This is a genomic window from Streptomyces sp. V4I8 (assembly GCF_041261225.1).
GTDB lineage: Bacteria > Actinomycetota > Actinomycetes > Streptomycetales > Streptomycetaceae > Streptomyces.
In genome coordinates, this window is sequence record NZ_JBGCCN010000001.1 from 1989260 (window position 1) to 2011506 (window position 22247).

General features: G+C 72.3%; 15 protein-coding genes and 1 pseudogene. 7 read left to right on the top strand and 9 right to left on the bottom strand.

Annotated features, from left to right (window positions below; genetic code table 11):
- Positions 1-8: 8 nt before the first annotated feature.
- Positions 9-446 (bottom strand): roadblock/LC7 domain-containing protein, encoded by a 438-nt coding sequence (locus ABIE67_RS09000; protein ID WP_370255768.1) that lies wholly within the window; start codon positions 444-446, stop codon positions 9-11.
- Positions 443-3292 carry a nitrate- and nitrite sensing domain-containing protein gene (locus tag ABIE67_RS09005; RefSeq protein ID WP_370255769.1) on the bottom strand — a complete coding sequence of 950 codons (2850 nt, stop codon included), beginning with the start codon at positions 3290-3292 and terminating at the stop codon, positions 443-445. Before ABIE67_RS09005 ends, ABIE67_RS09000 begins: the two co-directional genes overlap by 4 nt.
- A 421-nt stretch (positions 3293-3713) precedes the next feature.
- Here ABIE67_RS09005 and ABIE67_RS09010 point away from each other — a divergent pair, with 421 nt between their 5' ends.
- Both ABIE67_RS09010 and ABIE67_RS09015 read left to right on the top strand, forming a co-directional pair.
- On the top strand, positions 3714-4247 hold the full coding sequence (locus ABIE67_RS09010) for a hypothetical protein (RefSeq protein WP_370268361.1): 534 nt from the start codon (positions 3714-3716) through the stop codon (positions 4245-4247).
- A 338-nt stretch (positions 4248-4585) separates the two neighbouring features.
- Positions 4586-6145 carry an APC family permease gene (locus ABIE67_RS09015; protein ID WP_370255770.1) on the top strand — a complete coding sequence of 520 codons (1560 nt, stop codon included), beginning with the start codon at positions 4586-4588 and terminating at the stop codon, positions 6143-6145.
- A gap of 33 nt (positions 6146-6178) precedes the next feature.
- Here ABIE67_RS09015 and ABIE67_RS09020 read toward each other — a convergent pair whose 3' ends face one another.
- The 4 genes from ABIE67_RS09020 to ABIE67_RS09035 all read right to left on the bottom strand — a co-directional run bounded on the left by ABIE67_RS09020 (position 6179) and on the right by ABIE67_RS09035 (position 14169).
- A complete protein-coding gene (locus tag ABIE67_RS09020; RefSeq protein WP_370255771.1) occupies positions 6179-10882 on the bottom strand; it encodes a hypothetical protein in 4704 nt (1567 codons plus the stop codon).
- Positions 10883-10946: 64 nt separating this feature from the next.
- Positions 10947-11828, bottom strand: a complete 882-nt coding sequence (locus ABIE67_RS09025) for a hypothetical protein (protein WP_370255772.1) — start codon at positions 11826-11828, stop codon at positions 10947-10949.
- A gap of 31 nt (positions 11829-11859) precedes the next feature.
- The gene (locus ABIE67_RS09030) at positions 11860-13386 is read right to left on the bottom strand and encodes a hypothetical protein (RefSeq protein ID WP_370255773.1); all 1527 of its coding nucleotides are present in this window, start codon (positions 13384-13386) and stop codon (positions 11860-11862) included.
- A gap of 90 nt (positions 13387-13476) precedes the next feature.
- Positions 13477-14169 (bottom strand): GntR family transcriptional regulator, encoded by a 693-nt coding sequence (locus ABIE67_RS09035; protein WP_370255774.1) that lies wholly within the window; start codon positions 14167-14169, stop codon positions 13477-13479.
- A gap of 129 nt (positions 14170-14298) precedes the next feature.
- Here ABIE67_RS09035 and ABIE67_RS09040 point away from each other — a divergent pair, with 129 nt between their 5' ends.
- The 5 genes from ABIE67_RS09040 (at position 14299) to ABIE67_RS09060 (ending at position 18800) form a co-directional block, all read left to right on the top strand.
- On the top strand, positions 14299-15597 hold the full coding sequence (locus ABIE67_RS09040) for an MFS transporter (protein WP_370255775.1): 1299 nt from the start codon (positions 14299-14301) through the stop codon (positions 15595-15597).
- A 56-nt stretch (positions 15598-15653) separates the two neighbouring features.
- Positions 15654-16469 carry a putative hydro-lyase gene (locus ABIE67_RS09045; RefSeq protein WP_370268365.1) on the top strand — a complete coding sequence of 272 codons (816 nt, stop codon included), beginning with the start codon at positions 15654-15656 and terminating at the stop codon, positions 16467-16469.
- Between the two features lie 92 nt (positions 16470-16561).
- Positions 16562-17320: a LamB/YcsF family protein gene (locus ABIE67_RS09050; protein ID WP_370255776.1), complete on the top strand. Its 759-nt coding sequence runs from the start codon at positions 16562-16564 to the stop codon at positions 17318-17320.
- Positions 17317-17934: an allophanate hydrolase subunit 1 gene (locus ABIE67_RS09055; protein WP_370255777.1), complete on the top strand. Its 618-nt coding sequence runs from the start codon at positions 17317-17319 to the stop codon at positions 17932-17934. Before ABIE67_RS09050 ends, ABIE67_RS09055 begins: the two co-directional genes overlap by 4 nt.
- A complete protein-coding gene (locus ABIE67_RS09060) occupies positions 17931-18800 on the top strand; it encodes a biotin-dependent carboxyltransferase family protein (protein ID WP_370255778.1) in 870 nt (289 codons plus the stop codon). Before ABIE67_RS09055 ends, ABIE67_RS09060 begins: the two co-directional genes overlap by 4 nt.
- 201 nt (positions 18801-19001) lie before the next feature.
- On the opposite strand, the pseudogene ABIE67_RS09065 reads toward ABIE67_RS09060, so the two are convergent.
- The 3 genes and pseudogenes from ABIE67_RS09065 to ABIE67_RS09075 all read right to left on the bottom strand — a co-directional run.
- Positions 19002-19841, bottom strand: a pseudogene (locus ABIE67_RS09065) (SGNH/GDSL hydrolase family protein); the annotation flags it as partial.
- Complete coding sequence (locus ABIE67_RS09070) at positions 19838-21001, bottom strand: glycosyltransferase (protein ID WP_370268371.1); 1164 nt, start codon at positions 20999-21001, stop codon at positions 19838-19840. The pseudogene ABIE67_RS09065 and the gene ABIE67_RS09070, both read right to left, overlap by 4 nt.
- A 44-nt stretch (positions 21002-21045) precedes the next feature.
- Complete coding sequence (locus ABIE67_RS09075) at positions 21046-22176, bottom strand: glycosyltransferase family 4 protein (protein ID WP_370255779.1); 1131 nt, start codon at positions 22174-22176, stop codon at positions 21046-21048.
- Between the last annotated feature and the right edge of the window lie 71 nt (positions 22177-22247).

Sequence of the window (22247 nt, forward strand, 5' to 3'; positions counted from 1 at the left end):
CCATCCCACTACCCGCCCGAGGGCAGATCGGTGCGCGGAGCGGTACCCAGATGCACGCCGACACGCTTGACGAGGAGCGTCATCTCGTACGCGACCAGGCCCACGTCGGAGTCGGCGTCCGAGAGCACCGCGAGGCAGCTGCCGTCACCGGCGGCCGTCACGAACAGGAAGGCGTCATCGAGCTCGACGACGGTTTGCCGGACGTTGCCCGCCTCGAAGTGGCGGCCCACGCCCTTGGCGAGGCTGTGGAAGCCGGACGCGACGGCGGCCAGGTGCTCGCTGTCCTCACGGGTCAGGTCCTTGGACATGCCCGTCGGCAGGCCGTCGCCGGAGAGCACGAGGGCCTTGCGAATGCTGGCGACGCGGTCCACCAGGTCCTCGAGGAGCCAGTTGAGCCCGCCGGACTGGTTGGTCGCGGTGTGGCCGGTCGCCTTCGGTGCGGTCATCGACCGTCCCCCTTAGTCGTTCGTTGTGCTGTGCCGCTGTGGGCGTCATCGCCTGCGGCGTTCTCCTGGCGGCCGCGCTGCCAGCCACGCTGGAGTGAGGCCATGCGGGTGCGGACCTCGTCCGCGTCCCGCTCGGCGAGCTCTGTGCGGTCCTCGGCGCGCGATGCGGGACCCTGCCTGAGCTGCGGAGCGAGACTGGCCTGTCGTACGCGTCGAGGCAACGCTCCGACGCCGGAGCCGGTTTCCCCCTGCGCAGCGGCTCGGCTCGGGGCGGGGTCGTCGGGGCCGCTCGATGTAATGGCGGGACGCCGTGCGCGCCTCGGGAGAGCCGGCGGCTCCGGCTCACCGCGGCCGTACCCGGCGGAGGGCGGAGCGCCGGTACGGTCACCGATCCGGTCGGGCGCGCCGGCTCCCTCGCCGCGGTCTCCCGTACCGCGGCGGCGGGTCGGCAACGGAGCGAGGCCGTTCGGCTCCGGACGGCTAGGACCTGTCGAAGGCTCCGAGTCCGGCTTCTCCCGCCGGGAGCGCTGCTCGGTGACGGGACGCCCGTGCGAGCTGACCAGCTTGGGTGTCCTACTGCGGCGGGGCAGCGGGACCGGGGCGCTCAGATCGTCGTCCGGGTCGGCATGGGCCGGTCCGCCATGGATGTCGGAGACCGGGCGCTGTTCGCCGATCGGACCCGTTGCCTCGTCCTCCATGGAGGCGAGGGTGCGTCGTGAGCGGAAGATGCCGCCGCGTTCGCTGTCCTCGTCGTCGAGTCCGTCCGGGAAGTCGCTGAGGGCGTCGAGATCGACGGGGGCCTCCAGCTCGACCGGGCCGTCGAGGAGCGAGGCGGGCAGGCCGGGCACCCGGACCGGCACATGGGACAGTGCGGCTCGGCGCGCCTCCTCCAGCTCGGCCTCCTTGGAGGGCGTGGGGCGGTCGAGGCGGAACCCGATGCCGTTGGTGTCAGGGACGTCGTCGGTGAGCAGTGCGTCGGGGATGAAGACGACGGCGGTGGTCCCGCCGTACGGCGACGGCTGCAGTGAGACCCGGACGTTCTGCCTCTGGGCGAGTCGGCTGACCACGAACAGGCCGAGCCGGTCGGTGTCGGACAGCTCGAACTCAGGCGTCTCGGCGAGCCGGAGGTTGGCGTCCAGCAGGACGTCGGCCGCCATACCCAGACCGCGGTCGTGGATCTCCAGGGTGAAGCCGTTGGCGACCCGCTCGCCCAGGACCTGGACGGCGGTGTGCGGCGGGGAGAACACCGTGGCGTTCTCCAGGAGTTCGGCCACGAGGTGGGTGATGTCTGCGACGGCCGGGCCCGTGACGGCGACGCGGGGCAGGCGGCGGACCTCGATGCGCTCGTAGTCCTCGACCTCGGCCACCGCTGCACGGACGACGTCCATGAGCTGGACGGGTTTGCGCCACTGCCGGGAGGGGGCGGCGCCGGAGAGGATCACCAGGCCCTCGGCGTGCCGGCGCATACGGGTGGTCAGGTGGTCCAGGCGGAACAGGTCGGCGAGTTCGTCGGTGTCCTCGGTCCGGCGTTCCATGGTGTCGAGGAGCGTGAGCTGCTTGTGGAGGAGGACCTGGCTGCGGCGGGCGAGGTTGACGAAGACCTCGGAGACGCCGGCGCGTAGTTCGGCCTGCTTGACGGCCGCCTCGACGGCGGCGCGCTGCAGGGTGTTGAGGGCCTGGCCGACCTCACCGATCTCGTTCTTGTCGTACTCCAGGTGTGGCACCTCGGTCTCCACGTCGACCTGTTCTCCGGCGGAGAGGCGGCGCATCACGCTGGGCAGCCGGACGCCGGACGCCTCGTGGGCCTCCAGGCGCAGTTGGCGCAGATCGCGGATGAGAGCACGGCCGATACGCACGGACAGGAAGAGGGAGAACAACAGGGCGAGCAGACCAAGGACACCGGCGATGGCCGCCTTGATGATCACGCCCATCGCGACGGGGCTGACGCGGTCCTGATAGCGGGTGCCCGCCTCGTCGTTGAGTTGGCTGAGCTCGTCGAGGACACTGCCGGCGGCGGTGTCCCAGCTCTTGGCGTCGACCGTGCTGGGCCTGCCGGGCTGGGTGGCGATGACGGCCTGTTCGGCGGTGTGCAGGGGAGCCGTGGAGGCGTTTCTCCAGAAGCGCTCGTACCGTTCACGCTCCGACGAGGGCAGGTCCGTGAGGCTGATCTCGTACATGAGCGTGCGCTGGGCGACGAGATCGGAGACTTGGTGTATCTCCGCGCGGGAGAGCTTTCCGACCACGAGGGCGGAGCTGAGCAACGCGTCCTCGCGGGAGAGCAGTTCGCGGGCGCGGGTGACATTGAGAAGGGCGCGGGCCTGCTTGTCCATCGCCACGCTGTCGATCCCGTCGAGGGAGCCCAGCAGGGCGTAACAGGGGTCGACCAGCCGGTTGTAGAGGTCGAGGGCCTTGGCGCGGGTGATCGTTCCGTCCTCGACACTGCGGCGCAAGGGGTTGATGCCCTCGAAGGCGTCCAGGACGGCGGTCAGACGCTCGCTGTCCCCCTGGTCCAACCCGTCGCGGACATCAGGGTCCTTGGCGTTCTTGCGCATCTCGGCGACGGCGGCGTCGGTGGCGTTCCGGGTCGCCCGCAGCGCGGACAGCGCGTCCGAAGCCCGGCGGTCGGCGAGATACACCAGCGCCTGGCGGCGTTCCTGCTGCAGGACGCGGACGGCGTCCTCGGTGGAGTAGCCGATCTTCTCGACGAGGGACGACACCGTGAACAACTGGGCCACACCTCGCCCTGTGAGTACCGTGGCGAAGCCCCAGATGGCGGTCAGGGACACCAGCGGCACGAGAAGCAGCGCCACCATCTTCCGGCGGATCGACTTCCCGCGAAAGCGCATGGCCTCCCCCAGCTCAAACCCCCCAAGGATCAGGGGGCACACCTGTGCGTCAACAATTGGCGCGAGCCTACTACCGACGCACAAGTAACTCGAAGAGTGATCCGGAAGCTGAACTTCCGCACCACCGGCAAGACATGGGGAGTTGTCCGGGCATTGCGGGAGATTGCCTCCCGTCATCCCACGGCACCTCTATGAACGGATCCAGCCGGTCTACAGGGTCACTTGGCCGGAAATTTATGTTTCTCGGGAATCTTCAGGACGCGTCGATCGTCCTTCTGTACGGGAGATGGGGGCGGAATGAGCCACAGGAGCCGCATCCCGTCCCCCGGCGGCGTAAAACAGCGCAAGCCGGGCAGTCGCTGGGGAGCCAAGTCTTCAGACATGGGCAAGCGTTCTGCTGGCGGTGGGGAGTGACACGGTGATGGGCACGGCGGAGCGGCACGAGGCGCCCGAGGACGGCGCCGCGACGCGGGTGACGGCGCGGCGCGCCCCTCAGGCGCTGGATCGCGACATTCCGGCAGACGGACGTGAGGCGACGGGCGGGGCGGACCGAGCGTGGTCGGGCTACCGGCCGTTGTGGGTGGAGGAGTCCGCCCCGCGGCCCCGGATGCCGGATCCGGTGCGGACGTCGGCTGTGCGGGCGGTGCTGATCATCGCGGTGACGATGATCCAGGCGATGGTGGCCCTCCTGTGCACCCTGGCGGGATCGTGGCTGGCGTTCCCGATGGTGATCAGCAGCGTGGTCAGCACAGTGGTGGCCACCTGGGGCGCCTTGGACGTCTGGGTGACCCGCCAGGTGTGGAAGCAGCGCCATGGCGTGGTCTCGATGCCGAGCAGTACGGCGCGCGCCCTGCGGCGTGAGCGGCGCCGGGCGCGACGGCAGGCACGACAGGCCGAGCGCGCACAGGAACGAATACGCCGGCAGGGTGGGGCCGGACAGTTGTCGCACTCCTGAGCGAGGTCGAGCGGCGCGACGCGGGGAGGCGGGGCCCCCAGGGCTGGTTCGATCCGCTTCCGGGCCAGGGCGCGCCCGCACTGCTCCGGCCGCCGATACGAGACGCGTGCGTCCCCCAGGCCGGACGGGGTGGCTTCGAGCAGTCCGGCTTCGATCGCGAGTTCGGGCCCTCTGGGCCCGTCAGTACCGCGAGACGAAGCACACCCGACGCAACACCAATCCCGCGCCACAGGGGTGGCCGCCATCACTCCCGGGTAGCAGCACGCTCAGAACCCGTCCTTGATCCCGGCACCCCACGAGCCACTCCCTCCCCTCCCCGGCCCACGAGGAGTCCGCTCATGTCCACCACGGAGCAACCAGCCAGTCCACACAGTCGCGACGACGCCGAACTCGCCGAGTTCGGCTACAAACCCGAACTCAAGCGCACACTCGGCAACTTCCACACTTTCGCCGCCGGGATCAGCTACATCTCGATCCTTACCGGCACGTTCCAGCTGTTCTACTTCGGCTACGGCAGCGGCGGCCCCGCCTACTGGTGGTCGTGGCCCATGGTCTTCGTCGGTCAGTTCATGGTCGCCCTCTGCTTCGCGGAGCTGGCCGCCCGCTACCCCGTCGCGGGCTCCGTCTACAACTGGTCGAAGAAGATAGGCAATCCGCATCTGGGCTGGCTCGCCGGCTGGATGATGTTGATCGCGTCCATCGTGTCCATATCGGCCGTGGCTCTGGCCTACCAGTTGACGCTCCCCCAGATCTCGTCCGCCTTCCAGATCGTGGGGGACGGCACCGGCACGTACGACGTGGCGACCAACGCGGTCATCCTGGCTGCCGTGTTGATCCTCTTCACCACCTTGGTGAACGCCTTCGGGGTCAAGTTGATGGCGAGGATCAACACTGCGGGCGTGTTCATCGAGTTGATCGCAACCGTCGTATTGATCGTCCTGTTCGCCGTGCACATCACACGCGGCCCCCAGGTGGTCATGGAGACGAACGGAACCGGCGCGGACTACGGCACCGGATACCTGGGCGCGTTCCTCGTGGCGTCGCTGGCGTCCGCGTACGTCATGTACGGCTTCGACACGGCCTCCTCCCTCGGTGAGGAGTGTCTTGACCCGTCCCGCAACGCGCCGCGCGCCATCATCCGCGCCATCGTGGCCTCCTTCGTTCTGGGCGGCCTGATCCTGCTGCTCGCGTTGATGAGCGTCTCCAGCCTGCACGGCGAGAAGCTGTCCACGGACGGATTGCAGTACGTGGTGCTCAACGTGCTCGGCCCCACCGCCGGCAAGGCGATGCTGTGGTGCGTGCTGATCGCCGTCACGGTGTGCGCCCTGGCGGTGCACACGGCGGCGATCCGGCTGGCGTTCGCGATGGCCCGGGACAACAATCTGCCGGCGTCTTCACGGCTGGCACGGGTCAGTCCGCGCTTCCAGACGCCGATCCTGCCGACTGTGATCATCGGTCTCCTGGCGCTCGCCATCCTCGTGGTGAACATCCGTCAGCCGCAGATCTTCACCGTCGTCACGAGCATCGGCATCATCATGATCTACCTGGCCTACCTCGGGGTCACCGCGCCGATGCTGGTGGCGCGGCTGCGCGGCAGGTGGCAGCCGGCCGGGGACGGCAAGTTCTCACTGGGCCGGTGGGGGCTGTTGGTCAACATCGTCGCCGTGGTGTGGGGCGCTGGCATGACTCTCAACCTGATCTGGCCACGTGCCTCGGTCTACAACGCCACGGCTCCGTACCACTGGTACCTGCGCTGGGGCGCGGTGCTGTTCGTCGCGGTCATCGCGGGTGGCGGCTTCGCCTACTACTGGTTCGTCCAGCGGCACCGGACAGGCGTCCTCGCCGAGCACAGCCTGCAGACCACGGCCACGCCGGCCGGCGACGCCAGTTCCCCATGAAGACGAACCGGACATCGACCCAGCCCGCGTCCCTCAGGGCGCAGCCGGTGCCGGGCGTTTGTACATCCGGGTCGCCGTGATCTCGCCGCTGTGTACCGCCTCCTCCGCCCGGGGCTGCTGCGGCAGTCCCGGGCGGAGGTGTTCCTCCACGCTGATGTACTTCAGGCCCGCCCTGAGGTCGGCGTCGTTCCGCAGTCGGATGACCAGCGGGAACTCGGCGAGTGCGGTCGTGTCGAACAGCCCTGTGGTGTAGAGGAGCTGGACGCCGAGCGCGTCCGACACTGCTCGCTGGAGCTCCAGCAGGTAGGTGGCATTGGCACGGCCGATCGGGTTGTCCAGGAACAGCGTCCCGGCGTGCCGGTGCTTGTCCCGGCCCCGGTCGTTCGACCGCAGAGCCGCCATCGTGCAGTACAGCGCGATGGCTGCCGTCAGCAGCTGACCACCGGAGAACACGTCGCCCATCTGCCCGACAGGCACCCGCTCGGCACGCAGTACGGCATCCGGCTTGAGGATCTCGACGGCGACGCCCTTCGGCTCGAGAGCCGCGGCAACGCCCCGCAGCAGCAGGGACATGCCGTCGCGCCTCATGTCGGAGTTCTTCTTCACCGCCGCCCGTGTCGCCTCGTCGATGACCTCGCCCAGCCGTTCCGTGAGGGTGGCCTGGTCGGGTTCCTCGAAGCGGATGCGCAGGAACTCCTGGCCGGACCACTCGCCGAGGCCCTCGGGCAGCCGGGACAGGCGCTGGGCGGACCGCAGGGTCGTCAGCGCCGACTCGACCAGGCCCCGCAGCCGGTCCACGATCGAGTTGCGATTGCGCTCCAGTTGCGCCAACTCGTCGGTGAGCACGCGAAGCCGGGGCGCGAAGGCGTCCGCCCACTTCTGCGCGTGCTCGGGCAGCGCGGAGGCGGGCAGCTCGCGGATCTGCTGGCGGGCGGGGGTACGGACCTGCTCGTAGCGCGTGGAGTTGGCGTGCCGTACGAGCACGTCGCTCGCCTCGCGGACGGCGGCCTCGGCGGCGGAGAGGTCGGCGGCACAGCCCCGCAGCGACCGGCGGGCCTCGGCTGCGGACTGCCGGGCCTCCTCCGGGCTGCCGGGGTAAGGCTCCGGCGCCTCCTGCTCCTCGTCCGAGGTGTGCTCCCGCAGCAGGTCGCGCAGCATGGCGGCGATCTCGTCGAAGCCGCCGGCCGCGTCCTCGGCGGCGCGGTGCGCTTCGAGGAGTTCCGCGTGCGCCTCCCGGGCCTGCGTCAACGCCTCGGTGCGGGAGGCGAGTTCGGCGGTCGCCGTGCGCAGCAGGGCCTGCGCGTGCTCGGCGTCGCGCGGCTGGAGTTCCTCGGACAGCTCGGTGTGCGCCTCGCCGTCCTCGGGTGCGTGCCGCTCGGCCTCGCCGCGCAGCCGTCCGAGCTGCTCGCTCGCGCTGGACATGCGGGTCTCCAGAAGCTGGACCAGCTCCTCCGCGCGCGTGGCGGCCGCTTGCCGAGAGGGCCCGTCGGAGCCGTCCGGCGACTGAAGGAGCTGTTCGGCGCGAGTACGGACCTTGTTGCTCAGCCGGTCCAGCTCCGCGCGTGCCGCGCTCTCGTCGCTCTCCGCGCGGGCCTGCTCGGCCCGCAGATCGGCGCCGACGCCGACCTTCTCGTACACCTGTGAGGCGGCCCGGTAGGCCTCGCGCAGCGCGGGCAGGGACGCCCTCGGGGCATCGGCGTCCGCGTCCGTCTCCGGTACGTCGTCGGGAGCGCCCGCGATCTCCGAGCGCTCGGCGCGCAGGGCCCGGGCGGTGCGGCGCGCGTCGTCGGCGGCGCGCTGGGCGGCACGGCGGTCCTCGTCGGCGGCACGGGCACGCTCCAGGCACACCTGGGCGCGGGCCTCGGACTCGGTGGCCTCGTCGGCGAGTTCGCGCAGCTTGACCTGCCAGCCGGCCCGTTCGCGCAGCCGGAAGGCCAGCCCGGCCAGGGCGTCGGCGGCGCGCCGGGCCTTCTGCGCGGCCTCCTGCCGCTCGTCGCGGACCTGGGCGGCCTCGGCGGCGGCTTCGTCGGCCTCGGCCCGCACGGTCCGCGCCTCGGAGAGTTCGGCCTCGGACTCCTCGGCGAACGTCCGCGTGTCCCGGGCGGACTGCGCCAGCTCGACCAGGTGCCCGGCCGGGCAGCCGGTCCGCCACGAGGCGAGCCGCGCCGCCAGTTCCCGGTCCTTGCCGAGCCGCGCGGCGAGCGTGCGGATCTCCTCGTCCCGCTCGGTCGCCCGCGCGCGCAGCGTCTGCCGCTCCTCGTCGGCGGCGTGCTCGTCGTGCATGGCGGGGTTCGGCGGGACGAGGAAGACGTCACCGCTCCCCGAGTCGGGCGCCGGGGTCGGGGCGAGCAGCGCGGCCGCCGTGCCCACCGCGACGGCCGACCGGGGCAGCAGGGCCGCGTCGCCCAGCGCTTCGCGGGCACGCGCGTGCGTGTCGGGGTCGGTGATGATCACGCCGTCGACCAGTTCGGGACGCGCGGCCAGCACGCGCGCGTGGTCGGCGGGGTCGACGGCCTGGGCGAGATAGCGCCAGCCGGGCAGGGCCGGGATGCCCTGCTCGCCGAGGAACTCCACGGTGGCCAGCACGTCCGGGCCGGGCGGCAGCAGCCCGCCGTCACCGAGCGCGCCCAGGATCCGCGAGTCGTCGGCGGCTGCGGTACGCAGCTCGAAGAGGTGCCGCTCGGCGGTGGACACGGCGTCGTCGAGCAGTTCGCGCAGCTCGTCGGCGAACCGGTCCAGCTCCTCCGGCGTGAGGGCGCCTTCGGCGGCGGCGCCCGCGGCGGTCGTCTCTGCGGCGCCGCGCGCGGCCGTGGCCCCTTGGGAGTCGTCGCCGGTCCGAGGAGCAGGCACGGCTCCGCGCTTCACGCCGGCGTCGCCGGCCTCGGCGGACTCGCCCGTCAGGCCGATCAGTTCGGCAAGCCGCTCCTCCGCCGCGAGCCCCTCGGCGAGACGGCGCTCGGCGTCGTAGGCGCGCTCCGCGGCGGTCGCGGCGTCGGCGGCGCGGGCGGCCGTCAGCTCCGCGCGGGACTCGGTCGAGGCCGCTTCGCGCGCGTGCTCCGAGGCTCGCCGGGACGCCTCGCGAGCGGTGTCCCAGGCGGCGACGGCCGTCTTCTCGGCGTCGCTCGCCGCGAGCGCCGCGCGGGCCGGGTCGGCGTCGGGCGCGCTGTCATCGAGCCAGCCCGCGCGAACGGCCTCCGCGGTCTCCTGCTCGACCTCCGACAGTCGCTGCCGCAGATGCCCGACCTCACTGCGGGCCCGCTGCGCCTCGGTGGCCGCGGCGGTGGAGTCCCGGTAAGCGGAGTCGCTGACCTCCTGAAGCGCGGCGGACCGCTCCTCCTCCTCGTTGGCGAGGGTCTCGGCGCTCTGCGCGGCCGCCTGCAGGGCCCGTACGAGGTCGACGGCGGCCTTGGCCCGGGCGGCCAGCGCGGGGGCCGCGTCCCGTTCGGCCTCCTGGATCGCGGCGGCCACGCGCGCGACGCGGTCGGCGGCGGCACGGTGCCGCAGGGCGGTCTCGGCGGCCTGCCAGGCGGAGTGCAGGGTGCGCGCCTCGGCGAGCTCGCGCTTCTGCGCGGCCGCCGTCTTCTCGGCCGCCGCGAGGGCCAACGAGGCGTGGCGGTAGGCGAGTTCGGCGGCGATCAGGGCGCTGCGCTCCCGCGCCGCCTCGGAGTGGGTGACGGCGTACGCGGCGGCGGTGACCCGCTGCGCGAGGTCGCCCGCCCGGACCCGCTCCTGCACACCGCGCGCGGACAGCCGCCGTGCCAGGGTCCGGGTCCGCCGCTCGGCGCCGGTGTGGATGTCACGGGCGCGTGAGCGTGCCTCGGCGGCCTCGACGATCCGCCCGAGCAGATCGACGGACCCGGCGGTGAAGTCCCGCTCGGCGATCAGCTCGGCCCGCCGGCCCAGTTTGTTGCCGAAGCCGCTGACCAGGTCGGCGAGGCCGTCGGTGTCGCGCGTGTCCGTCACGGCCCGCAGCAGCAGGTCGGTGAAGTCCGAGTCCTTCTTGACCGCGAAGAGGCCCGCGGCCTCGCCTTCGTCGGCGTTCATCTCCCGCTGGTAGCGGAAGAGTTCGGGGTCGAGGCCGAGGTCGCCGAGGTGCTCGATCCAGCGGTCGTGGATCTCCTCCCAGTGCACCTCCAGATGCGGATACGCCTTGCCCGCCTCGGTGATGGCGTCCCGGAAGCCCTTCATGGTGCGGCGCCTGCCCTGCGCGCCCGACTGGCCTTCGACGGGCGGCCGTACGGTCGTGGACTCGGCGACGGGCAGGTTGTCCAGGCTCAGCCCGGGCCCCGGGCGGAAGGAGTACCAGGCCTCGGCGAACTTCCGCGGGTCGTTGGAGACCTGGCGACCGCGCCACTCGCTCACCTTACCGACCACCACGCACTCGCCGGTGAGCGTGTGCTGCCACTCCAGCGCGACATGCCCGCAGTCGTCGGCCAGCAGGAACTTGCGCAGCACACCGGAGCTGGCGCCGCCGAGGGTGTTGCGGTGGCCCGGCAGCATCACGGAGAAGATCAGCTTGAGCAGGACCGACTTGCCGCCGCCGTTCTCCAGGAAGAGCACCCCGGCTGGAGCGGGTCGGCGCGGCGGCCCGACGGGCTCCTCCTCGAAGAACTCCGCCTGCATGGGCGCGGGGTCGGGCACGGGCTCGCCCACACCGCGCAGGTCGAGCACGGTGTCGGCGTAGCGCGCACCGGCCGGCCCGATGGAGTAGAGACGGACCCGGGACAGCTCGTACATGGCGGACTCTCGTAAGTCTTCGTCAGATCAGGGGGGTTGGTCGAATCAGGGGGATTCGGGGGCTTCAGGCGGAGTGGAACGGCAGCCCGGCATCGGCCACCAGCTCCAGGTCGTCCGTGTCCTCGGCGGCCAGCAGCGTCGCCGTGCCGTCGGTGACCGGGACCACGCCCAGCTCCAGCAGCTCGGCCATCGCGGCGCTGCCCGCCATGTCCCGCACCTGGAGCTGGTAGCGGGCCGTGGTGCGGTACGTGCCGCCGTTGTCGTCGCCCGTCCGCTGCAGGAAACCGGAGTCGGTGAGGAAGGCGGCCGCCTTGCCGACGATGCCGGTGGTCGAGCCGGCGAGTCTGCGCGCGTCCTTGGTGGCGCCGGTCGCGCTGCGTCTGACCCAGATGCGCCAGGCGGCCTCCAGGCCGGGCGCGTCCGTCGCCGGGTCGGTGTTCTCGCCCTGTGCGTCGGCGCGCTCCTCCAGCCGTCGGCAGGCCTGCCGTACGAAGGCGTCGACGCCGTTGACCGTCACGCGCCCGATGTAACCGTCGTCGGCCAGGTCCTCGGGCCGCGGGAACGCCATCGCGGCGAGGGCGAGGTGCGCCAGGCCGTGCAGGAAGCGGTCACCGCCGTCGGCGGACGTACGACGCGCGTAGTCGCCCATGCGGACGGCGAACACCGAGTCCTCGGCGGCGGTCACCGCCATCCCCGCCCGCGGCGACACCTCCAGCACGACCAGTCCCAACCCGGCGGCCACGGCATCAGCGAGCCGCGCGAACGGCGGGTCCTCGCGGTAGCGCCGCAGCAGCTCCGCGTACTCCTGATCCCGCGCGGGCTGCAGCTTCGGCTGGAGGCCGAAGGCGACCAGCCGGGCCGCGTCGGCGGCGTCGGCGGGGGTGACGGCGGCGCTCGCCGACGGGGTGGGGGCCTCCGTGTCACTCCACTCGACGTGCTCGCTCACGGTCGGGGCTCCTTGCTGCGTTGTCGCTCACTCATGCTGCTTCCGTCCTGTCCGCCGCCATCCCCGCCGCGTCCAGCAGGGCCGTACCGACGATGAGGTCGGCTCCGCCGAACTCGGGATCGTCCAGCTCGGTCCCGTCGTCCACGGCGAACAGCAGCTTCTGCTCACCCTGCCGATAGGCCGTGCCGACCGGCGGGCTCGCCGCGTGGACCGCCAACAGCGCGACGAGATAGGGCAGGTCCGGGTCCTGTCGACGCGCCTGGGCCAGCAGGCCCGACAGCCGCCGCGGCGCGTCGGCCGGCAGATCCAGCAGCTCCATCGCCGCGGCCAACTGCTCCTCGCTGAACCGGCTGTCGTCGGGCGTCGCGATGAGGTCGGGCTCGGGCATCTCGGCGCCCAGGTGCTCCCGCTCGACGGGCGGCGTCAGCAGTAGGTCGACGAGATCACCCACCCGTACCGACACCGGCGTACGCAACCCGGTCCCGCGTGCGAAGAAGGCGTCCGTGACCCGGACGGACTGCTCCAGGGGCAACGGGAGGACGGGGGCGACGAGATGGCCGTACAGGTCGATCCCCGAGGTCGTCATCGGTGTCGCGAAGGCCTGCCGGTCCTGCTCGGCGCGGAAGAGCGGCCCGGCCTCCAACAACCGGGACTGCAGCTGCGTGTGCCGTCGGATGCAGTCCTTCACGATGTCGACCAGTTCGGCGGCACGCCGCTTGTGCTCCGGGTCCTCGGTCTCGTCGCGTGCCTTGCGGATGTTGGTGAGGATCGCGTTCTCGTGGCGGTACCGGTCGGCGACGTGGTCCAGGGCCTCGGCGATCATGTCCGGTACGGCGTTCAGCCAGTCGACCGCGCGGACATTGCGGCGGGTGGCGTCCAGGGCCCTGCGGAGCGTCTCCGAGTACTGGACGGTCCGGTACCGGGCCTGCTCGGCGGCCAGCTGAGCGTCGGCGAGGCGGCCGCGGTTGATCAGCACCTCCAGCTTGACCTCGGCGGCGATCTGCGCGCTGGTGACGTCGGTGTCGAGGGCGCCGACAAGGACGTTGACCGCCTCGTCCGTCGTACGGAGGTACACCGTGCCGCCGGGCCCCGGCACCTCTTCGATCAGCTTGAAGTCGTAGTCACGGCGGACATAGCTGCCGTCCGCCGCGAACGTGCCGTACACGGCACGAAAGCCGCGGTCCACGCTGCCGACGTTGATCAGGTTCTCCAGGACCCAGCGGGCCACCCGCTCGTGCTCGCCGACGGGGCGGTGCGGGGCCTGGGCGGCGATGCGCGGGATGAGGCGGGCGACGATCTGGTCGTGGTCGGCGCCCGTGTCGAAGTCCATGTTCAGCGTGACCAGGTCGATGGCGGCGAGTGCCACCTCCGCCATGCCGTACACCGAGTACTCGCCGGCGAGGTTGGCCTTGCGCGCGTCGAGGTCGTGCAGCGGCGCGGTGCAGGCGAGGGCGCGCAGCCGCCGCGCCAGCCCCTCGTCGGCGGCCGGGCCCGGAGCTGGGCGCGGCCCCGCGCTGAGCTGGGGCGGAACACGGTCCGTCGATGCAGGCGAAGTCACGGTGCACAGACTAGGTCCTAGGTCTGACAACGACCCAAACGAACGCGTACCGCCGGGACGCCTGAAGCGCAGGTCGTGCCGGTCGTGCCCCTACGGGGCGATGATCCGCCGCCGGTAGACCTCCACGACCCGTTCCAGCGAATCGTCGAGATAGACCGCGAGGAGCTTCTCGGCCTCGCCCTTGTCGCCCGCTTCCAAGGCCCCGAGGATCTCCCGGTTGCGGGCGAGGTAGGGCTCGTGCAGCCGGTGTGGATCGTCCACCACGTGGAAGGCCAGACGCAGCTCCGCGAAGACGCTGCGCATCAGCTCGTCGGTGCGGGCGCTCCCGGCGAGCGAGACCAGCTCCCGGTGGAAGTGGATGTTGGCCGTCCCCAGCCCTTTCCAGTCACCTTCGCGCACCGCGCGCTGCCCTTCGGCGACTGCCTGGGCAGGCCCCTCCAGGGGGTAGGGCGGGTCGCCGAGCCCGCGCACGACGGCACACTCGACGAGGCGTCGGGTGCGGTAGATGTCCTCGACGTCCTCCACGGTCAGGACCCGTACGAACACACCCCGGTTCAGCTCGTGCACGAGCAGCCGTTCATGGGTGAGCAGCCGGAACGCCTCGCGCAGTGTGTTGCGGGACACACCCAGCGCCCCTCCGATGCTGTCCTCCGACAGCCGGGTGCCGGGCGGGAAGAAGCCCTCGGCGATACGGCTTCTGAGGATGTCCGAGACCCGCTCCGCCGTGCTCGTGCGCCCCAGGAGGGCACGGTCGTCGGCCAGTCCGCCCAGCTGCTCTGCCATGCCCGGAATTCAACCGCAGACACGAGACCGAAACAACAGGGGTATTGAAGGATCGTTCAACGATCCTCTACCTTGCTGCTCACCGTTCAGCTCAGTCCCGCACCCTCCGTCCCTCTCTGCGAGGTGCCCATGAGCACGACCCCTCCGCCGCAGGCCCTGACCGACACCAACCCCACCACCGACGAACGCACCGACGACGACGGCGCGTTCGCCTGGCTGCGCGCCCTGGGTCCGCGTGGCCGCCGCGCCTTCGCGGGTGCTTTCGGCGGTTATGCCCTGGATTCGTACGACTACTTCACGCTGCCGCTCAGCATGGTCGCGCTGGCCGCGTACTTCGGCCTGGACAGCGGCCAGACCGGCCTCTTCACCACCGTCACGCTCGTGGTCTCCGCGATCGGCGGCGCAGTCGCGGGCGTACTGGCCGACCGGATCGGCCGGGTCCGGGCGCTGATGATCACGGTCATCACCTACGCCGTCTTCACCGTCGCCTGCGGCTTCGCGCCCAACTACGAGACGCTGCTGGTCTTCCGCGCGCTCCAGGGCCTCGGCTTCGGCGGCGAGTGGGCGGTCGGCGCGATCCTGGTCGCCGAGTACGCGAGCGCCAAGCACCGGGGCCGCACGCTCGGCGCGATCCAGAGTTCGTGGGCCGTCGGCTGGGCACTGGCCGCGATCATGTACACGCTGGTCTTCTCGTTCGTCGACGACGACCTGGCCTGGCGCGTGATGTTCTGGACGGGCGCGCTGCCCGCCCTGCTCGTCATCTGGATGCGACGCCGGGTGCACGACGCCCCCGAGGCGGTGGCCGTACGGGAACAGAGCACGGAGAAGGGCTCGTTCGCGGCCATTTTCAAGCCTGGCCTGCTGCGTACGACGATCTTCGCCGGGCTGCTCTCCACCGGTGTGCAGGGCGGCTACTACACCCTCGCCACCTGGGTGCCGACGTATCTGAAGACCGAGCGCGAGCTGTCGGTCGTCGGCACCGGCGGCTATCTGACGTTCCTCATCTCCGGGGCCTTCATCGGCTACCTGACCGGCGGTTACCTCACCGACCGGCTGGGCCGCCGGCGCAACATCTGGCTGTTCGCACTGCTGTCGGCCGTCTGCATCCTGGCGTACGCGAACATCCCGAGCGGCTCCAACACCCTGCTCCTGGTGCTCGGTTTCCCGCTCGGGTTCTGCATGTCGGCGATCTTCAGCGGCTTCGGGTCCTACCTGAGCGAGCTGTATCCGACGGCGGTGCGCGGCACGGGGCAGGGCTTCACGTACAACACCGGCCGCGCGGTGGGCGCCGTCTTCCCCACCGCGGTCGGTTTCCTGGCCGACAGCTGGGGCGTGGGCGGCGCGCTGGTCTTCGGCGCGATCGGCTACGGCATCGCCGCACTGGCCCTGCTCGGGCTGCCGGAGACGCGCGGTAAGGAGCTGGCGTGAAACGTACGGACGACCGCGCGCTCACCCTCGTGACCGAAGACCGCCCACTCAACCTCGTGACCGAAGACCGCCCGCTCCCCCTGGTCGACGAGCACGCGCACGCGTGGAGCCCGAAAACGGCCCGCGCCCGCTTCCGGGACGGCCTCACGGGCCACACTGCCGGGGTCGCGGCGGGCCACACCCAGGTCAACCTGATCTCGGTGCCCGCCGACTGGGCGTACGACATGCTGCTGTTCTGCCAGCGCAACCCCAAGCCCTGTCCGGTCCTCGACGTCACGGAGGCCGGTTCCTGGACGACCGTCCTCGCCGAGGGCGCCGATCTGCGCACCGATCTGCCGCGCTACCGGGTGTGGCGGGACGGCGAGTTGGTGGACGAGCCGACGGACGTGCGCGGCCACTGGCGGAGCGATCTGGTGTCGTTCCTGATCGGGTGCAGCTTCACCTTCGAGTGGGCGCTGGCCGAGGCGGGGGTGCCGATCCGCCATGTCGAGCAGGGCCGCAACGTCCCGATGTACGTGACCAGCCGTCAGTGCCGCCCGGCGGGGCGGCTGCACGGCCCCATGGTGGTGTCCATGCGCCCGGTGCCGCCGGTCCATGTGGCGGCGGCGCTGAGGGAGACCGGTCTCCTCCCGGCGGTGCACGGCAGCCCCGTGCACTGCGGCGATCCGTCGGCCCTGGGCATCGCCGACCTCGGCCGCCCCGACTTCGGCGACCCGGTGGTCGCCGAGCCGGACGACATCCCGATGTTCTGGGCGTGCGGAGTGACCCCGCAGGCCGCCGTGATGGCCTCGCGCCCGCCGTTCGCCATCACCCACGCACCGGGCCAGATGTTCCTCACCGATGCCCGCGACGAGCAGTACCGCATCGCCTGAGAACGCCCCTTGAGCACCGCTCTTGAGCACTGCCCTTGGGCCCTGCCCTTGCGTACCACCTGAGAATCACTGACAGGAGAAACGACGGACCGATGACCTCCATCGACCTGAACGCCGACCTCGGCGAAGGCTTCGGCCGCTGGCAGCTCACCGACGACGAGCGGCTGCTGTCCGTCGTCACCAGCGCCAACGTGGCCTGCGGCTTCCACGCCGGGGACGCGGCCACCATGCGGCGGGTGTGCGAGCAGGCGGCCGCGCGCGGAGTACGGATCGGCGCCCAGGTCTCCTACCGGGACCTGGCGGGGTTCGGGCGGCGCGCCATGGACGTGCCGCCCGCCGAGCTGGCGGCCGAAGTGGCGTACCAGATCGGCGCCCTGGAGGTGTTCGCGCGAGCGGCGGGCACGCGCGTGTCGTACGTCAAGCCGCACGGCGCGCTCTACAACCGCGTGGTGCACGACGAGGAGCAGGCCGGCGCGGTCGTCGACGGCGTGCTCCTGGCGGACGCCACGCTGCCCGTGCTCGGCCTGCCCGGCTCGCGGCTGCTGGAGCTGGCCGCCCAGGCCGGACTCCCCGCCGTCACGGAGGCGTTCGCGGACCGCGCGTACACCGAGCAGGGCACGCTCGTGCCCCGCGGCCAGGAGGGTGCCGTGGTCACCGACCCGGGGGCCGTCGTGGAGCGCTCGGTGGGCCTGGCCCGATCGGGCGTGGTCACCGCCCGCTCCGGGGCGCGGATCGAGGTACGCGCGCGTTCCCTGTGCCTGCACGGGGACACACCCGGCGCCGTCGAGCTGGCCCGCCGGGTGCGGGCTCGGCTGGAGGAGTCGGGTGTCCGGGTGGAGGCCTTCGTATGAGGGCGCTGCCCGTCGGCGACGACGCCCTGCTCGTCGAGGTGGCCTCGGGCGAGGAGGCCCAGGCACTGCACGCGGAGCTGCTTCGGCGCCGCGCCGAGGGCTCGCTGCCGGTCCGCGAGATCGTCCCCGCCGCCCGGACGGTCCTGCTCGACGGCCTCGCGGACCCGGCCCGCCTGGCCTCCGAACTGACCACCGCCGACGTCCCGCCCGCTCCCGCCCGCGCGCGTGACGTCGTCGAACTGCCGGTGCGCTACGACGGCCCGGACCTCGCCGACGTCGCCGCGCACTGGGGCGTCTCCCCGCACGAGGTGGCCCGCATCCACGCGGCGACCGAATTCAGCGTCGCCTTCTGCGGTTTCGCCCCCGGGTTCGGCTATCTCACGGGCCTGCCGCCGCGCTACGACGTCCCGCGCCGGGCCACACCGCGCACGGCGGTCCCCGCCGGTGCGGTGGCGCTGGCGGGCCCGTACACCGGCGTGTACCCGCGCTCGTCACCGGGCGGCTGGCAGCTGATCGGCACCACGGACACCGTGCTGTGGGACCACACGCGCGTGCCGGCAGCGCTGCTGTCACCGGGCACGCGCGTGCGCTTCGTTCCGGTGAGGAGCTCATGACAGACCGCGCGCTCTCCGTCGTACGCGCCGGGGCGCTCACCACCGTGCAGGACCTCGGCCGCCCCGGACACGCCCACCTCGGCGTGCCCCGCTCGGGTGCGCTGGACGGGCCGACGGCGGCACGGGTGAACCGGCTGGTCGGCAACGGCCCCGAGGCGGCCGTACTGGAGACCACGCTCAACGGCTGTGCGGTGCGGCCTCGTTCGACGGTGACCGTGGCGGTCGGCGGCGCGCCCTGCCGCGTCACGTTGGACGGACGCCCGGTCGCCTGGGGCGCTCCGGTGCGCGTGCCCTCCGGGGCGCTCCTGGACGTCGGCGCGGCCACGTCGGGCGTACGGAGCTATGTGGCCGTCTCCGGCGGTATCACCGTCGAGCCGGTCCTCGGCAGCCGCTCCACGGACCTTCTGTCCGGCCTCGGCCCACCGCCCCTCACGGACGGCACCGTGCTGCCTCTCGGCCGATCGACACGGCTCCAGGCGTGCGTGGACGTCGCTCCGCAGCCGGCACCGCCCGCCGAACTCGTCCTGCGCGTGACACCGGGTCCGCGCGACGACTGGTTCACACCGGCGGCCGTGCGCGCCTTCACGTCCCGCGCGTACAGCGTGTCCCCCGCCAGCAACCGCATCGGGCTGCGCACCGAAGGCCCCGCCCTGGAACGGGCGATCACCCGCGAACTCCCCAGCGAGGGCATGGTCCTGGGCGCGGTCCAGGTCCCGCCCGACGGCCGGCCGGTCGTGTTCCTGGCCGACCACCCGACCACGGGCGGCTACCCGGTGATCGCCGTCGTGCGCACGGCCGACCTCCCGGCCGCCGCCCAGGCGGTACCGGGCACCCCCGTCCGCTTCGTGGCCGTACGCCGTCGCTGACTCCCGCCACGCACGCGTGCGTTACGCCGCCTCCGGTGCGGGCTGCTGCTCCGGGACCGAGCGCGGTCCGGGCACCGACAGCCCTTCGGGCAGGCACCGCCGCCCCGGCACGGACCGGTGCTCCGGCAAGGGCCAGTGCTCCGTCAACGGCTGGCGCTCAGGCAAGGTCATCGGTTCCGACACCGACCGATGGCCGGGCAGCGGCATCGGCTCCGGCGCCGACAGCGAGGCCAGCGCCACGGACACCGCCTGTGCCGCACGCAGGTCCAGCCGCCCGCCGGTGCCCTTCGCGCGGTGCCGCATCTCGGTGGCGGCGAGGCGCAGCAGCTGCGGCAGCAGGTCGTTGCACCGCCGGATCACCCATGCGGTACCCGCGGTGGCCAGCCACAGCAGGCTCGCCGACTTGGTGGGCGGCGCGAACTCGGGCTCGGGCGAGGGCGCCGCCTGAGTCGCGATGCCCCTGTGCGCCAGCATCGCGTGGAAGCGCAGGGCGATCTGCCGGTGCCCGCGTTCCCCGGGATGCAGCCGGTCCGAGCTCCACATCGAGCGCTCCATGATCCAGGCGTCGTCGACCGCGTGCAGATGCACCGCCCCGTACCGCTCGGACAAGGTGTGGACCACCGTGTTCACGGCCCGCTGCCGCCGAGCCAGAGGGTTGCCCAGGATCGCGGGCAGTCCCAGCATCGTGCCCGGGTCGGGCAGGCAGGCCGTGAGCAAGGCCGTGCCCTGCCGGGTGAAGGACGCGTAGACCTTGTCGAGGCCTTCGGCGATCTTCTCTATGTCGAAGGTGTTGCGCAGCGTGTCGTTCACGCCCACCAGGACGGACGCGACGTCCGGGCGCAGGGCCAGCGCGGCGGGCAGCTGGGTTTCCAGCACGTCCCGCGTCTGTGCCCCGCTGACCGCGAGGTTGGTGAACTCGGCGGACGGCTCGGACAGCCCGCCGGCGAGCAGCGCGGCCCAGCCGCGCCACCCGTTCCCCACGGGATCGCCCACCCCCTCGGTCAGCGAGTCCCCGAGGGCGACGAAGCGGAGCGGTCTCATGCCGCGCCCTCCGCACGCGCGAAGGAACGCACCGGCACCGCCGCGTCGTGCGCGGTGAGGAAGGCGTCCACGGCCGCGCCCCAGCCGAAGCACTCCGCACGCGCGCGTGCCGCCTCCCGGCGCTCGCGCTCGGGCCGGTCGAGCAGCATCTCCACGGCGTCCGCGAAGGCGCCCCCGTTGTCCGCCGCGGTGGCGCCGGCGGAGCCGATGACCTCCGGCAGCGCGGACGACGCGCTCGCCACGACGGGCGTGCCGCAGGCCATGGCCTCCAGCGCGGCGAGCCCGAACGTCTCGGCGGGCCCGGGGGCCAGGCAGATGTCGGCGGAGGCCTGGAGCGCGCCGAGCAGGCTGCGGTCGGCGACATGCCCGAGGAAGGTCACCGGCAGGTCGCGCTCCTGCGCCCGCTGTTCGAGCCGCGCCCGCAGCGGGCCGTTCCCGGCCACCACGAGCACCGCCCGCACGCCGCGCCCACGCAGCGACTCCAGGGCCTCCAGCGCGGTGCCGGGACGCTTCTCCACGGAGAGCCGGGAGCACATCACGAGCAGCTTCTCGTCGGCACGCGCGTGGGTCTCGCGCAGCGCCGCGTCGCGCAGGGTGGGCCGCCGGTTCATCAGGTCGACGCCCAGCGGGGCCCGTACGACGTTGCGGGCGCCGATCCGCACGAACTCCCGCTCGGCGAACTCGGTGGTGCACACGACCTTCGAGTACGTGTGGGCCGTACGGACGTTGAGGGCGTCGGCGGCGCGCCGGGACAGGTTCTCCGACAGCCCCCAGGTGCGCAGCACACCGTCGGCGGTCTCGTGGGAGACCATCACGGCGGGGACCCGGGCGCGACGGGCCCACCTGCCGGTCCAGCGCAGCGTCGTACGGTCGGAGACCTCCAGGCGGTCGGGGGCGAGCTCCTCAAGGAGGGCCGCGACCCGCCGCTTGTCGACGAGCACGCGGTAGCCGCCGGTGCCGGGCAGCATCGGGCCGGGCAGGGTGATCACCCGGCCCTGCTCGGTCTCGCAGTCGCTGTACTTCTCACCGGGCACGACGAGCACGGGATCGTGGCCCGCCAGCTTGAAGCCCTTGCCCAGCTCGCGGAGCGCGGTACGCAGCCCCCCGGATGCGGGGGCGACGAAGTTCGCCAGCCGGACGATGCGCAGCGAGGTGTTCATACCGGTCCGAGGTGCGGCGTTCATGCCGTTGTGGGGCGAGGTGTTCATACCGCCACCGCCGGCCTCCGCGCCTTGAGCACGGCCTCGTAGTGGGTGATGAGCTGATCGCCGATGGTGGCCCAGGTGCGTCCCTCGACCGTGGCGCGCCCGGCGGCCCCGTAGGCGGCCCGCAGCGCGGGGTCGGTGGCCAGGGACCGCACGGCGTCCCGTACGGCGTCGGCGTCGCGCGGGGGCACCAGGAGCCCGGTGCGGCCGTGGTCGACCAGGTCCAGGGGGCCGCCGGCGGCGGGCGCGACGACGGAGACGCCGCTCGCCATGGCCTCCTGCACGGTCTGGCAGAAGGTCTCGAAGGGGCCGGTGTGGGCGAAGACGTCGAACGAGGCGAAGATCCGGGCGAGGTCGTCTCCGCCGCGCCGGCCCAGGAAGACCGCGCCGGGCAGCGCCTCGGCCAGTGCGGGCTGGCTCGGCCCGTCACCGACGATCACGACCTTCACGCCCCGCAGGCCGCACACCCCGGAGAGCAGCTCGATGTGCTTCTCGGGGGCGAGCCGCCCGACGTAGCCGACGATGATCTCGCCGTTCGGGGCGAGTTCGCGGCGCAGCGCCTCGTCCCGGAGTTCGGGGCGGAACCGTGCGGTGTCCACGCCGCGAGCCCACAGCCTGAGCCGGGGCACGCCGTGGGTCTCGAGATCGCGCATGGACGCGCTGGACGGGACGAGGGTGAGGTCGGCGGCGGAGTGGACGGAGCGTATGCGCCGCCAGGCCGCGGCCTCGCCGGCGCCCATGTAGGTGCGGGCATATCCGGCCAGGTCGGTCTGGTAGACGGCGACGGCGGGGATGCCGAGCCGGGCGGCGGCGGCCATACCGCGGACGCCGAGGACGAAGGGGCTGGCCAGGTGCACGATGTCGGGCTGGTGCTGGATCAGTGCTGCGGCGAGGCGCCGGCTGGGGAGCGCGACCCTGACCTGGGGATAGCCGGGGAGCGGGAGGGAGGGGACATGGACGACGGGGCAGGGCGCCAGAGCGGCGGCCGCCTTGTTTCCGGGAGCGGGGGCCGGGGCGACGACGCTGGGGGCGTGACCGCGATCGACGAGGTGTCGGGCGGTCTGGAGCGCGCAGTGGGCCACGCCGTTCACATCGGGGGGAAAGGATTCGGTCACGATGACGACACGCATACCGGTGTTGTCGCCGTGCTGGACGTGGCCGCGTCAAAGTGGATCTTTCCGAACGACAAACGTCCCATGAG